Annotated in this window: 5 protein-coding genes and 1 pseudogene; 4 read left to right on the top strand and 2 right to left on the bottom strand. The window is 72.6% G+C overall.

Annotation, left to right across the window (positions count from 1 at the left end; translation table 11 throughout):
- Nucleotides 1-38 precede the first annotated feature (38 nt).
- The gene (locus AC060L_RS30830) at nt 39-3,257 is read right to left on the bottom strand and encodes a putative bifunctional diguanylate cyclase/phosphodiesterase (protein WP_483802249.1); all 3,219 of its coding nucleotides are present in this window, start codon (nt 3,255-3,257) and stop codon (nt 39-41) included.
- Between the two features lie 410 nt (nt 3,258-3,667).
- Here AC060L_RS30830 and AC060L_RS30825 point away from each other — a divergent pair, with 410 nt between their 5' ends.
- The 4 genes and pseudogenes from AC060L_RS30825 to AC060L_RS30810 all read left to right on the top strand — a co-directional run.
- Nucleotides 3,668-7,027, top strand: coding sequence for an amino acid adenylation domain-containing protein (locus AC060L_RS30825; protein ID WP_483802248.1), 3,360 nt, complete (start codon nt 3,668-3,670; stop codon nt 7,025-7,027).
- A complete protein-coding gene (locus tag AC060L_RS30820; RefSeq protein WP_483802247.1) occupies nt 7,024-7,863 on the top strand; it encodes a leucyl/phenylalanyl-tRNA--protein transferase in 840 nt (279 codons plus the stop codon). The genes AC060L_RS30825 and AC060L_RS30820 overlap by 4 nt, the downstream gene beginning before the upstream one ends.
- 146 nt (nt 7,864-8,009) lie before the next feature.
- Nucleotides 8,010-11,738 carry a choice-of-anchor D domain-containing protein gene (locus AC060L_RS30815; RefSeq protein WP_483802246.1) on the top strand — a complete coding sequence of 1,243 codons (3,729 nt, stop codon included), beginning with the start codon at nt 8,010-8,012 and terminating at the stop codon, nt 11,736-11,738.
- A gap of 191 nt (nt 11,739-11,929) precedes the next feature.
- A pseudogene (locus AC060L_RS30810) lies at nt 11,930-12,622 on the top strand (AMP-binding protein); the annotation flags it as partial.
- Here the strand turns inward: AC060L_RS30810 and AC060L_RS30805 are convergent.
- The gene (locus AC060L_RS30805; protein WP_483801924.1) at nt 12,621-14,306 is read right to left on the bottom strand and encodes an ISAzo13 family transposase; all 1,686 of its coding nucleotides are present in this window, start codon (nt 14,304-14,306) and stop codon (nt 12,621-12,623) included. The pseudogene AC060L_RS30810 and the gene AC060L_RS30805 overlap by 2 nt on opposite strands.
- Nucleotides 14,307-14,362 lie beyond the last annotated feature (56 nt).

Below are 14,362 nucleotides of genomic sequence, written 5' to 3'. Positions count from 1 at the left end.
ATCTTGTCCCCACTGTAGTTCGCCCGACAGGCCCTGGGTCAGGGCTGGCGTGGTTGCGGCTGCACCGGTCGCAGCGCCAGTTCGGGGCGGCCGCGGGCAGCCTGGAGGCCGGCCTGGTCCGCATCGTTGCGCACCAGCACGCCGGCCTGCTCGACCGAGAGCGGCTGTGCGAACAGGTAGCCCTGGCCGAGCGGGCAGCCCATCGCGGCCAGCAGGTCGCGCTGGGTGCTGTCCTCGATCCCCTCGGCGATCACCTGGACGCCGAGCGTGTCGGCGATCCGGGCGATCCCCTCGACCAGCGCGTACTGCTGCGGGGAGTGCGCCAGCCCGTCGATGAAGGACTTGTCGATCTTCAGGATCGAGATCGGGAACTCGCGCAGGTAGCTCAGCGAGGAGTAGCCGGTGCCGAAGTCGTCGATGGCGATGCCGACCCCGAGGTCGCCCAGTGCCCGCATGTCGGCGTGCACCCGCTCGTCGCGGCGCATCAGCACGCTCTCGGTCAGCTCCAGGACGAGCGATTCGGGTGCCAGGCCGGAGTTGCGGACGGTGTCGCGCACGACGTCCACGAAGCCGGCGTCGCGGAACTGGCGGGCCGAGACGTTCACGTTCAGCCGCAGCGGCGGGCGGTCGCCGGTGCGGCGCCGGGGGCCGCTGAGCCGCTGCCAGTCGGCGGTGTCGGCGGCGGCCCGCTCCAGCACCCAGGCGCCGAGCCGGACGATCTGCCCGCTCTCCTCGGCGACCGGGATGAACTCGTCCGGCAGCACCATGCCGCGCACGTCGTGCGGCCAGCGCACCAGCGCCTCGAAGGCCACCAGGTCGCCGTTGGCGAGGTCGACGATCGGCTGGTAGTGCAGCGCGAAGGAGGAGTCGGCGATCGCGATCGCGCTGTCCAGGTGCTCGTTGAGCTCGTGCCGTTCGATCAGCCCGGCCTGCAGGGCCGGCTGGTAGTGGCGCCACTGGCGCTTGCCGGCCGCCTTGGCCGCGTAGAGCGCGAGGTCGGCGTGGGTGAGCAGCTCGGCCGCGTGCACGCTGTCGTCGGTCGTCGCGACGCCGATGCTGGCGGTCACCCGGACGGCGCCGGAGCTCAGCTTGAACGGCTCGGTGAACGCGCCCAGCACGCTGTCGGCGATCGCCTCGACGTCGGTGGGCCGCAGGGCGTCCTCGACCAGCACGGCGAACTCGTCGCCGCCGAGCCGGGCCGCGGTGTCCGAGGTGCGCAGCGCGCTGGAGACCCGCAGTGAGACGGCGATCAGCAGCTCGTCGCCGACCGCGTGCCCCTGGGTGTCGTTGACCACCTTGAAGTCGTCGACGTCCACGAAGAGCACGCCGGTCACGGTGCCCGCCCGCATGCTGCGGGAGAGCGCGTGGTCCACCCGGTCGAGGAAGAGGACCCGGTTGGCCAGGCCGGTCAGCGAGTCGTGGAACGCCCGGTGGGTCAGCTCGCGCTCCATCTTGCGCTGCTCGGTGACGTCACGCAGGGTGAGCACCAGTCCGCCGACGGTCGGGTCCTGGCGCAGGTCGTTGCAGTGCACCTCGGCCTCGATCGGGATCCCGTCCTTGCGCAGCAGCCGCCAGTGCTCGCGCTGCTCGCTGCTGCCGCGCGAGCGCATCCGGACCAGCGCGTTGCCGATCGCGCGGCTGTCCTCGGTCGGCACCAGGTCGGTCAGCCGCCGCCCGTCCAGACTCGGGTAACCGAGCACCCGTTCGGCGGACGCGCTGGCGTAGCGGATCCCGTCGTCGTCGGCGGTCAGGATCAGGATCACGTCGGAGGCGTTCTGCACCACCGTGCGGAAGTACGCCTCGCTGTTGCGCCGGTTGACCTCCTGACTCAGCATCACCCGCTCCAGCGCGAGCGCCGACTGCGCGGCGACGATCTCCAGCGAGCTCCATAAGGCGGTCAGCTCCTGCGCGGTGCCGGTCACGATCAGCATGCCGAGCAGCGGGTCGCCGGACGGGCGCTCCTCCAGCGCCATCGGGCTGAGCAGCGCGGACGGCTTGCCGCCGAGCAGGCCGGCGAGTTCGCTGCCGAGCTCGCCGGTGGGCAGCAGCTGGGTCTCCTTGACCGAGGCGAGCACGAGCAGCCGGTCGGACCTGGTGCCGCCGGGGTGGGTGCCGCCGGAGTGGGGGGCGCCGTTGTGCTGCGCCTGGCGCACGTGCAGCACGCCGTTCTCGTTGATCGCGAGCAGCGCGCGGTGGTCGTCGTTGCGCGGCATCAGCCGGGTCGCCACCGCCTGCACGGCGCCGGCCACCTCACCGACGGTGACGGCGGAGGTCAGCGAGGCGCCGGCCTCGCGCAGCGCGCGTTCGCGGGCGATCGCCTGACGGTGCACCAGCACCACGCCGGCCAGCCGGGCGAGCACCAGCAGGAAGAGCACCGCGGAGAAACCGCCGATCAGGGCGGCGTGCGAGGTGTCGCCCTGCGAGGCGCCGAGCACCAGGATGCCCGGTGCGATCAGCGAGGCGAGGGTGAGCAGCGCGAGCCGGCCGGCCGTGATGTCGCTCTGCTGGGTGGGGATCGGCCGGGTCAGCTCGACCATCGACGGGTGCAGCGCGGCGGCGCCCCAGGCGCAGTAGAAGGCGGCCCAGCCGAGGTCCACCGGCGTGCCGATGTGCCAGGTGCCGTGCAGCTGGATCAGGCCGTACAGCGTGTCGGAGACCAGCAGGCCGACGGTGCCGACGGTGAGCAGCAGCAGGGCGGGGCTGTTGCCGCCGCGGGGGACGAGCAGGCGCAGCAGCATCGCGAGGATCAGGATGTCGCCGAGCGGGTAGGCGATCGAGACGGCCTTCGACAGCGCGCTCAGCTCGGGGGTGTGGACGTACGGCAGGATCAGGTAGATCCAGGCGAGCAGACCCAGGCCCACGGTCAGCGTCAGTGCGTCGATCAGGCTGGCGCGGTCCTGATGGGCCGTCCGCCAGCGGATGAACCCCAGCACGCCGGCCGCGTACAGCAGGTACTCGGCGAGGTAGAAGCCGTCGGCGACCGACGGGAACGGGTTGTTCAGGTGCAGGAACTGGGTCTGCACCACCTGGACGACCTCGCCGCTGGTGAAGCTGAAGTTCGCTGCCGCGAGCAGTAGCCAGGGCAGTGGGTGGGCGGGCCGGTTGAGCCGGACGCCGACCAGGATGGCCGCCACGCCACCGAGTCCGATCCCGGTCCACCAGATGATCCGCTGCGTCGGATAGGCGTAGTAGATCCCGGTGAACGTCACCATCCACACGAGGTAGCCGAGCATCAGCTGCTGTCGTCGAAGGGTCAAGAGTGCTACCTCCTGCGCGACATCACCGGGTGGGCCGGATGGGACTCGCGGCGCGCGCGGCGCGGCGCCGCAGGAGTTCGGGGTGGAACCTCTGGTGCGGGGAAATGCGTCGGGCGAAATCTGTCGGGCGAATCGTGGAGTCGGCCGGATTCGGTGAATTCTCGGGAAGGGAACGGGGAATCCGGCCCGATCGGCAAGACGCCTGTGTGATCAGTATAGTTGGCATGGACAGCGGCGCGCCCGGCCGAGCCGGAGCGCCCCGCCCGACACCCCGGCTGCCACCAGGCGGGCTCCCCGTCCACCGAATCGGACGGGCACCCGCACGCGCTGGCCCCGGGACGACATCGCTGCCCGCCGGAGCCGGGTATCCCGATCGCGCTGTTTCGGCCGCCCCAGCTGAGGTCAGAACCGTGGATGGTCTCTCCCCGAACAGCAGTAGCCACCACCTGGTGCTGTGCAATGCCGACGGGCAGTACACGATCTGGAGTGGCGGCAACCCGGTTCCCTCGGGATGGCGGAGCGTGTCCGAGGCGGAGTCCCGCCAAGGTGCGCTCGCCGAGATCGGCCGGCTCTGGAGTGGTCCGGGCGGGGCGGCCGGCGTCGGAACCGATGCCAGGGCGACCGCGGGGCGGGGCCCGGTCGGCGGTGACACCGTCCACCGGCTCTTCGCCGCCCGGGCCGCCCGTGACCCGCAGGCCGTCGCGGTGGTCGCCGAGGAGGACGAGCTCAGCTACGGCGAGCTCGACGCCCGGGCCGACCGGCTCGCGGCCGCGCTGCGCGGGCTCGGCGTGCGGCGCGGGGCGGTGCTCCCGGTCTGCCTGCCGCGCAGCGCCGACCTGGTGGTGGCGCTGCTCGCGGCACTGAAGGCCGGCGCCGCCTTCCTGCCGCTCGATCCGACCCACCCGGACCGCCGGCTGGTCCAGCTGGTCAACGACTCCGGCGCTGAACTGCTGATCACCAGCCGCGGCCACCGGCGGCGCTTCGCCGACTGCCCGACCGAGCCGGTGCTGGTCGAGGAACACCGCTCCGGCGGCCGCCACACCGGCCAGGGCGCCGCTCCGCGCGGCGGTGCGGGGGAGTCGCCGGAGCAGGCCGGGCCGGCCGATCCCGCGTACCTCATCTACACCTCCGGCACCACCGGCGCACCCAAGGGCGTGCTGGTCAGCCACCGGGCGCTGGTCTTCACGCTCACCCGGGTCGCCGAGGCGTACCGGCTGTCGCCGGCCGACCGGGTGCTGCAACTGGCCGCGCTCGGCTTCGACACCTCGCTGGAGCAGATCTTCGCGACGCTGCTCAGCGGCGCCACCCTGGTGCTCGGCGGCGCCACCACCTGGGCGCCGACCGAACTGCTCGACCGGCTGCCGCGGCTGGGCCTGACCGTCGCCGACCTGACGCCCGCCTACTGGCACCAGTTCCTCGGACTGCTCTCGGACCGGGACCCGGCGCCACCGGGCCTGCGGTTAGTGATCGTCGGCGGCGACACCGTGCACGCCGACGACTGCCGCAACTGCCTGCGCCGGCTGCCCGGCGCCCGGCTGCTCAACGCGTACGGCGTCACCGAGGCGGCGGTCACCTCCACCCTCTGGGAGGCCAGCGCGGCCGTGCTGGACGCGGCCCCGGCGGCGCCGGTGCCGATCGGCAAGCCGCTGGCCGGCGCCCGGGTGCACCTGCTGGACGGCGAGCTGCGCCCGGTGCGCCCGGGGGAGAAGGGCGAGATCCACCTGGGCGGACCCGGCCTGGCGTTCGGCTACTGGCGCGCGGCCGGGCCGACCGCCGAGCGGTTCCTGCCGGACCCGTACGCGGACGGCCCCGGCGAGAGGATGTACCGCACCGGGGACGCCGGCCGCTGGCGCGCCGACGGCAACCTGGAGCTGCTCGGCCGGTTCGACGACCAGGTGAAGATCCGCGGCTTCCGGGTGGATCCGGTCGAGGTCGAGTCGGTGCTGGCGGCCCACCCGCTGGTCCGGCTGGTCCGGGTCAGCTCCGACGAGGACGGTGACGGTGACCGCCCGCTGACCGCCTACTACACGCTGGTGGACCGGACCGACTCGGATGCCGCCGGTCGCCGCGCCGCGCTGCGCCGGTTCCTGGCCGAGCGGCTGCCGGACTTCATGGTGCCCGCCGAGTTCGTGCTGCTCGACCGGATGCCGCTCACCCCGGCCGGCAAGATCGACCGCCGGCGCCTGCCGCGCACCGAGCCGATGGTGCGGCGCCGCCGCGAGGAGGTGCACAACCGGGTCGTGCTCGAACCGCCCGGCCGTGCCATCGGCTCGCCGGCCGCCCGGGCCGCGGTGGCGCAGCTCTGGTCGCAGGTGCTCGGGGTCGAGCGGGTCACGGACGAGGACGACTTCTTCGACCTGGGCGGCAACTCGCTGCTGCTGATGGAGATGCTGGCCCGGGCCCGGATCATGTTCGGCATCGACGTCGGCTGGATCCGCTTCCTGACCCGCTCGCTGCTGCGTGACGCGGGCCTGGGCCAGTTCGCCGCCGCGATCGACACCGCGCGCGGCGGCACGGCGGCCGTCAGTGGGCAGGCGGTGGACCTGGCGGCCGAGGCCGTCCTGGCGGACCTGCCGGTGCGCACCGGCGGCGCGCCGCGACCGCGCCGGGACCGGCCGGCCGAACTGCTGCTGACCGGCGCGACCGGGTTCTGCGGCACCCACCTGCTCGCCGCGCTGCTGGCCGGCACCGAGGCCCGGATCCACTGCCTGGTCCGCGCGCCGGACGAGGAACACGCACTGGAGCGGCTGCGCGCCGCGCACCAGCGGTTCCGGCGCGAGGACCTGGCCTCCGCGCGGGTGGTGCCGCTGGTCGGCGACCTGACGCTGCCGCTGCTCGGCCTGACCGAGCAGCGCTTCGACGAGCTGGCCGGCTCGCTGGACGGGATCCACCACCTCGGCGGCCAGGTCAACTTCATCTATCCGTACCACCAGTTGCGGGCGGCGAACGTCGGGGCGACCCGTGAGGTGGTCCGGCTGGCGGGTCGCTCCCGGGGCATCCCGGTGCACTACCTGTCCAGCCTCGCGGTGCTGGCCGGCTTCGGCGCGGCCGGGGTGACCGAGGTGACCGAGGAGACGCCGCTGGCCCACCAGGACCAGCTCGGCGTCGGCTACGTGGAGAGCAAGTGGGCGGCCGAGGCGCTGCTGCACAACGCCGCCGCGGCCGGGCTGCCGGTCACCATCGTGCGGACGAACGACGTGACCGGAGACCTGGCCACCGGGGTGATGAACACCGGGACCGAGATCTGCGCACTGGTCAAGTACGTCGCGGAGACCGGTAGTTGCCCGGACGTGCAGCTGCCGCTCGACTTCGTGCCGGCCGACCGGTTCAGCGAGGCGTTCGCCTACCTGGCGACGCATGCGGACGCGGCCGGCGAGGTCTTCCACCTGGTCAGCCCGCGGCCGGTCCTGGTCGGGGTGCTCGCCGAGCGGCTGCGGGCGTTCGGCTATCCGGTCGAAGAGGTGCCCTACCAGGCCTGGGTGGAGGAGCTGGTGCGGTTCGCGGCCGGGCACCCGACGCATCCGATGACGGCGTTCGTGCCGCTCTTCGTCGAGCGCTGCCCGGGGACCGAGTTGTCGATCAGCGAGATGTACTTCCGCCCGACGTTCCCGCGGTTCGGCCGGGCGAACGCGGAGCGGGCGCTGCGCGGCAGCGGGATCGAGCTGTCGCCGGTGGACGACGCGCTGCTCGACCTGTACCTCGGTCAGCTGCTGGCCTCGGGCTGGCTGGCGGCGCCGGTGCGGACCGCCGTCCCGAGGAGCCCGCGATGACGGCGCTGCCGGGCGGGTCGGGTAGGTCAGGGGACGGGGACGGGGGCGGGGAGTGGAGCTGGGCGGCGGTGGATCCGGCCGGTGCGCCCGGTGACGCGCCGGCCGCGTTCTGCGCCGACCTCTCGGCGGCCGGCCTGCTCGCGGCCTACCGGCGGGGCCTGTTCCCGATGCCCGCGCCGGACGAGTACGCCCGCTGCCTCAACGAGGCGCTCTTCGAGGAGCAGGTCGCGGCCGGCGCGATCGCGGTGCCGCCCGGCGCCGAGGTGCCGTACCAGGTGGCCTGGTGGTCGCCGGACCCGCGCCCGGTGATCGCCCCGGGCCGGGTGCACCTCGGGCGTCGGCTGGCGCGCCGGCTGCGCAACACGCTGCACTGGACGACCAGCGTGGACCGCGCGTTCGGCCCGGTCCTGGCGGCCTGCGCCGCCGGGCGCGAGCAGCACTGGCTGACCGGCGAACTGCGCGAGGGCCTCAGCCGGTTGCACCAGGAGGGCTGGGCGCACAGCGTGGAGGTCTGGGCGGACGGGGAGTTGATCGGCGGCGCGTTCGGCGTGCTGGCCGGGCCGGTGCTCAGCCTGGACTCGATGTTCCACCGCCGGCCGGATGCCGGCCGGGTGGCCGTCGCCGATCTGGCGGCCCGGTTCGGCGAGGCCGGCGGGCAGTTGGTGGACGTGCAGTGGGACAGTCCGCACCTGCGCACGCTCGGGGCGACCCCGATCGCCCGGGCGCGCTACCTCGCGGTGCTGGGTGAGGGGGGCGAGGGTGGTGCGCCCGCCGTGTCGCCGACCGCCCTGCCGACCGCGCTGCGGCCGGCGGCCCGGCTGGCCCGGCCGGCCTGAACCGACCTGCCAGTGTGGTGGGTTGAGCGGTATTGCACTCGTGCACGACCTGACGTAGTCGCCCGTGGGGCCCGACGGGCTGAAAAGCCGCAGCATGTCGGATGTGGTGTAGACGAGTTGATGATACGTCAGACACGATCCGGGCTATGCACATATCCTTCACACGGTCCGGCGTCCGCCGCCCGCTCGGCTCCCTGCTGGCCGGTGCGCTGCTGCTCGGCGCCGCCCTGACGACCGGTCAACTGGTCCATCCACAGACCGCCCGCGCCGATGAGACCACCGTCTCGCAGGATCCGCTGCGCACCGGCTGGGATCCGAACGAGCCGGGGCTCTCGCCGGCCCAGGTGTCCGGATCCAATTTCGGCCAGCAGTTCTCCACCGCGGTGGACGGCCAGGTCTACGCGCAGCCGGTGGTCACCGGCGGCACCGTCGTGGTCGCCACCGAGAACGACAACGTCTACGGCATCGCGGCGGCCAGCGGCGCGACGACCTGGACCCGCAACCTCGGCGCCCCGTGGCCCGCCTCCACGATCGGCTGCGGCGACCTGGCACCGAACGTCGGCGTGACCGGAACGCCCGTGGTGGACCCGGCGACCAATACCGTCTACCTCACCGCGAAGGTCAACGACGGCCCCGACGCCTCGCACCCGCACTGGTACGTGCACGCCATGGACGCCGCGACCGGCGCCGAGCGCCCCGGCTGGCCGATCGTGGTGCAGGGCTCGCCGGTCAACGACCCCAGCCGCACCTTCGACCCGAACGAGCTGGGCCAGCGCCCCGGCCTGCTGCTGATGGGCGGCTCGCTCTACATCGGCTTCGGCTCGCTCTGTGACCTCGGCAACTACGTCGGCTACCTGGCGGGTGTCAACACCTCGACCGGCGCGGTCTCGCTCTGGGCCACCGAGGACGGCTCGACCAACGCCAAGGCCGGCATCTGGATGAGCGGCGCGGGCCTGGTCTCGGACGGCGCGGGGCGGATCTTCGTCACCACCGGCAACGGCGTCTCGCCCGCGCCCGGTCCCGGCACCAGCCCGCCGGGCCAGCTCGCCGAGTCGCTGGTGCGGCTCGGCGTGAACGGTGACGGCTCGCTCGCCGCCCAGGACTTCTTCAGCCCGTCGAACGCGAGCACGCTCGACCTCAACGACACCGACTTCGGCTCCGGTGGCCCGGTCGGCCTGCCCTCGCCGGCCTTCGGCACCGCGGCCCACCCGCACCTGATGGTGACGGTCGGCAAGGACGGCCGGATCTTCCTGCTCGACCGTGACAACCTCGGCGGCCGCTCGCAGGGCCCCGGCGGCACCGACGACGTGCTCGGCGTCAGCGGCCCGTTCGAGGGCGTCTGGGGCCACCCGGCGGCGTTCGGCGGGAGCATCCCGTTCGTCTACACGGTCGGCAGCGGTGCCCCGCTGCGCGCGCTCGCGTACGGCACCACCGGCGCCGGTGCGCCCGCGCTGACCAGCATCGGCACCAGCAGCGGGACCTTCGGCTACTCCTCCGGCTCGCCGATCGTCACCTCGAACGGCAACGACCCGTCCAGCGCGCTGATCTGGGTCGAGTACACCGACGGCTCCAACGGCGCGAACGGGCAGCTGCGGGCCTACGACGCGGTGCCGGTCAACGGCGTGCTGAACCTGCGCTACTCGGCGCCGATCGGTACCACCTCGAAGTTCGCGGTGCCGGCCACCGACGGCGGCCGGGTCTTCGTCGGCACCCGGGACGGCCACGTGCTCGGCTTCGGCAGCCCCTCCGGCGCCGCGCTGACCGGCACCGCGCCGGACCTGGGTGACGTCGCGGTCAACACCACCGCGCAGACGACCGTGACGGTCACGGCCACGAAGAACGTGACGATCTCCGCGGTCACCACCGGCGGCCCGTTCACCGCGGCGCCGACCGGCCTGCCGGTCTCGCTGACGGCCGGCCAGACGTACGCCGTGCCGGTCACCTTCGCCCCGACCTCGCCCGGCGGCGCGATCGGCCAGCTCGGCTTCACCACCGACTCCGGCACCATCGACCTGGGCCTGAGCGGCTACGGCACGAGTCCGGGCCTGACCGCCTCACCACCGGCGCTCACCTTCGAGACGAGCCCGACCGGCATCACCCAGACGCTCGGCGTGACCTTCACCAACACCGGCACCGCCCCCGAGACGGTCAGCTCGACGAGCGCGCCGAACGCGCCGTTCCAGGCCACCGGCCTGCCGGCGGCCGGCAGCACGCTCCAGCCGAAGCAGTCGCTCATGGTGCAGGTCGCGTACACGCCGACCGCGGCCGGCAACGACTCCGGCTCGCTCTCGGTCACCGGCCAGAGCGGCACGGCCACGGTCGCCCTGAGCGGCAGCGCGATCGTCGGCCAGGCCAAACTGACGATCACCCCGACCAGCGTCGACTTCGGTTCGGTGCAGGTCGGCCAGACGGCGGTGCGCTCGTTCGACATCAGCAACACCGGCAACATCCCGCTCACCATCACCAAGGCCGCGCCGCCCACGGCGCCGTTCCAGACCACCAATCCGATCGCCGAGGGCCAGCAGATCGGCCCCGGTCTGGTGATCCACCAGACCGTGTGGATCAACGCGACGACGACCGGCCCGGTCACCGGCACGTACCTGATCACCTCCAACGACGGCAACGGCCCGCAGCCGGTCACCCTCACCGCGAACATCACCCCGCCGCCGACCGCAGGCCAGATCACGCTGCCCGCGCCGAGCGCCGGCGGCTGGCAGCTGAACGGCTCCGCGGCGCTGAACGGCAACGACCTGCAGCTCACCGGCGCGGTCGCGCACCAGGCCGGCTCGGCCGTCTTCGCGACCCCGGTCGCGACCGACGGGCTGACGGCGAACTTCACCTCGGTGATCGGCGGCGGCACCGGCGCCGACGGCCAGACCTTCACGCTGCTCGACCCGACCACCTCGACCCCGAAGTCGGTCGGCGGGTCCGGCGGTGGCCTCGGCTACCAGGGGCTGAACGGCGTCGCGGTGGTGCTGGACACCTTCAAGGGCGTCGGAGCCCCGGCGAGCAACTTCGTCGGGATCGCGACCGGCGGCGGCGCGAGCGGGCTGACGTACGCGCAGACCGCGACGAACGTGCCGAACCTGCGCACGGGCACGCACGCCGTCTCGGTCGCGATCAAGGGGACCACGGTCACCGTCAAGGTGGACGGCACCCAGGTGCTCCAGGCGGCGGTGCCGACGCTGACGCCGGCCGCACTGGTCGCCTTCACCGGCGGCACCGGCGGGCTCGACGACTTCCACACCGTGCGCGGCGCGGCGATCACCGCGACCTCGTACGCCGTCGCACCGCCGGCCGCGAACGACGGCTGGACGTTCAACGGCTCGGCCGCGATGTCCGGCACCGACCTGGTGCTGACCCAGGCGACGGTGAACCAGCGCGGCACCGCGTTCTCGGCGACCCCGATCGCCTCCGCCCACCTGCACGCGCACTTCACCGCGCAGCTGAACGGCGGCACCGGCGCGGACGGCCTGACCTTCACCATGCTGGACGCGTCCAAGGCCGGAGCGACCTCGCTCGGCACCGGCGCGAGCGGGCTCGGCTACGCGGGGCTGCCAGGCGTGGCGGTCGCGCTGGAGACGCTGAAGCACTCCGGTGACCCGTCGTCGAACTTCGTGGCGGTCGTCACCGGCGCGACCGGCAACCAGTTGCAGTACGCGGCCACCTCGACGACCGTGCCGCAGCTGCGGCAGGGCACGCACACGGTCGATGTGACGGTGACCCCGGCGAGCCACCTCCAGGTCGCGATCGACGGCAAGCAGGTGATCGACACCCCGGTCACGCTGCCGGCGAACGTGCTGCCCGGGTTCACGGCATCGACCGGCGGGGCGACCGATGTGCACACCGTGCGGGGGGTGAGCGTCAGTTACTGATACCGGCGGGTAGTACGGCGGGAGCAACCCGCGAGTAGTCCATAAGTTACCCATGAGTCCCCGGCGGCGCCGTGCTGCCGGGGACTCGTGCTGTGCGGACGAGTCGCCCGAATGCGTGTATCGATCCCTTGACTGGCGTCACCAACGCGCCATACTGGCCTCACTCCCGCTCGCCGAACGAGGTGTCGCCCATGGAGCTCTCACCCTCAGCGCATCTGGACACGTTCTGTCGCGACAGTCTTCCGCCGCCCGAACAGTGGCCTGAACTCATCTTCGAGTTACCGGAGTTGGCTTATCCGGCCCGGCTCAACTGCGCGCAGGCGCTGCTCGACGACACGATCGAGCGGCTCGGCCCCGACCGGCGCGCCCTGCTCACCCCGACGGAGCAGTGGAGCTACGGCCTGCTGCGCGACCGGGCGGACCGCGTGGCCCGGGTGCTGACCGAGGACCTGGGTGTGGCGGCCGGCAACCGGGTGCTGCTGCGTGGACCCAACAACCCCTGGCTGGTGGCCTGTTGGCTGGGCGTACTGAAGGCCGGTGCGGTGGCGGTCAGCACCATGCCACTGCTCCGGGCACCCGAACTGACCGCGATGCACGAGATCAGCATGCCGGTGGTCGCCCTCTGCGACCACCGGAGCCTGGACGAACTCACCCGGGCCCGGACTCCCGGCCTGACCGTCCTCGCCTACGGCGGCCCGGGGCCGGACGACCTGACGGCCCGGTGCGCGGCCAAGCCGGCCACGCCGTTCACGGCGGTACCGACCGCCGCCGACGACGTCGCGCTGATCGCCTTCACCTCCGGCACCACCGGCCGCCCGAAGGCCACCCTGCACTTCCACCGAGACGTGCTCGCCAACGCCGACACGTTGGGCTTGCAGATCATCAACTCGCAGTCTTGATCTCTGCCGGAAGAGTGATGCCTTGGGTCGTGGCGAGCTTGTAGAGGGCGTCCAGGTCGGACAGTTGGGCTCCGGCAGGCTCGATGGTGTGGCCTGCGGCCTGGAGGAGGTTGCGGACGTCGCGGATGCGGCGGTTGACGGTCTCGGGTGTGACACAGAAGAGCCGGGCCACGGCGACCTGCGGGAGACCGAGCCGCTGGTGGAGCAGAACGGCCAGGAGGCGGTCGGCCAGGGTGAGAACCGGTCGCCGGCCGGTGGTGCCGTCGCCCTTGACGCGGGGCCGGTGGCCGCGCCGCTTGTCGAGTTGGCCCTCGCGCTGGGTGTCGTGGAGGGACGTGAGCGTGGTGATCAGGGCGTCCCACTCGGGTGCGGGTAGGCCGGTCAGGATCGGGTGGCAGAGCCAGGCGAGGTCGGGGCTGGGTTGGTCGAACGGGTCGGGGGCATCGCTGACCTGGGCGTATTCCTCGGGCCGCAGGGAGTAGTTCCACTCGCCGTGCCAGTCGTGGCGGTCCAGGGGCAGGGCGTCCATCTGCCGGTCGCCGACCGTCACACCGGTGGGGTAGGTGGCCGTGTCGAGTTCGGCGTGGACGGTCAGACCGGTGCGGGTGGTCGTTGCGGCGATGCTGTTCACGATGACCTCGTGGCTGCTCAGGGGCCTGCCGCGCCAGTTCATGGTGATGTGGGAGAACAGCCGGTGTTCGACCCTGTTCCATTTAGATGTACCCGGCGGAAAATGACACACAGTGATGATCAGGCCGGTCTCCACGGCGAGGGCAGCGAGTTCGGCCTTCCAGGCACGGGTGCGGTAGCCGTTGGAGCCGCCGGCGTCCGCGGTGACCAGCAGGCGCCGGGCACCGGGGTAGGCGGTGTGCCCGGCGCCGCGCCACCATCGCCTGATCGATTCGACCGCGAACGCGGCGGTGTCGTGGTCGGTGCCCACGTTCACCCAGCCGGTGTTCGCGGCCAAGTCGTAGATGCCGTACGGGATCGCCTTGCCCAGTTCCTTGTCGGGGAAGTCATGGGTGGAGACCGCGACCGGGTGGCCTGCGCGCTCCCACTCCCGGCCGCCGTTCTTGTAGGGGCCGACGAGCTCTTTCTTCTTCGTGTCCACGCTGACCACCGGGTCGCCACCCGCCTGGTGAGCCTTGGCCTGTTCGTTGATGTAGCGGAACTGGCCGTCCCGGTCGGGATGTTGGCGACCCTCGATGGTCTTGGCGTTGCCCTGGAGGCTGAAGCCCTCCTCGCGCAGCAGGTCCCCGACCGTGTCCGCCGAGATCCGGTACCCCTGGCGGGTGAGCCGGTCGGCGAGGTGGCGGGTGGACTTGGTGGTCCAGCGCAGCGGGGACATCGGATCGCCGCGCTCGTCGGGCTCGACCAGCGCCAACAGTGCGGTTCGCAGGGCGGGTTCCAGGTCGACGGCGCGCTTGCGGCCGCCGCCCGGCCTCCGCACCCGGCCCAGCGGCGGCTCGCCGGACTCCAACTCGTCCACCCCGGCGGACACGGTCGCCTCACGCACCCCGGCGGCACGGGCGACGTGCCTGATCCCGCCATGCCCGATCGACCGGGCCTCCGCACCCAGCAGCAACCGCCGCTGCCGCTCGTCCAGGTGCGGCATGATCGCCTCGAACTTGGCCTGCAGCAAAGCCTGCTGCTCCCGCGATGTTCTCATAGCACATCAACGAGCCAGAACACCGGAAGCCACGGGTTACTTCTCTGCAAGCCCTT

The organism is Kitasatospora sp. NEAU-69 (assembly GCF_057158765.1).
This window is presented reverse-complemented; position numbering and strand designations above follow the sequence as displayed.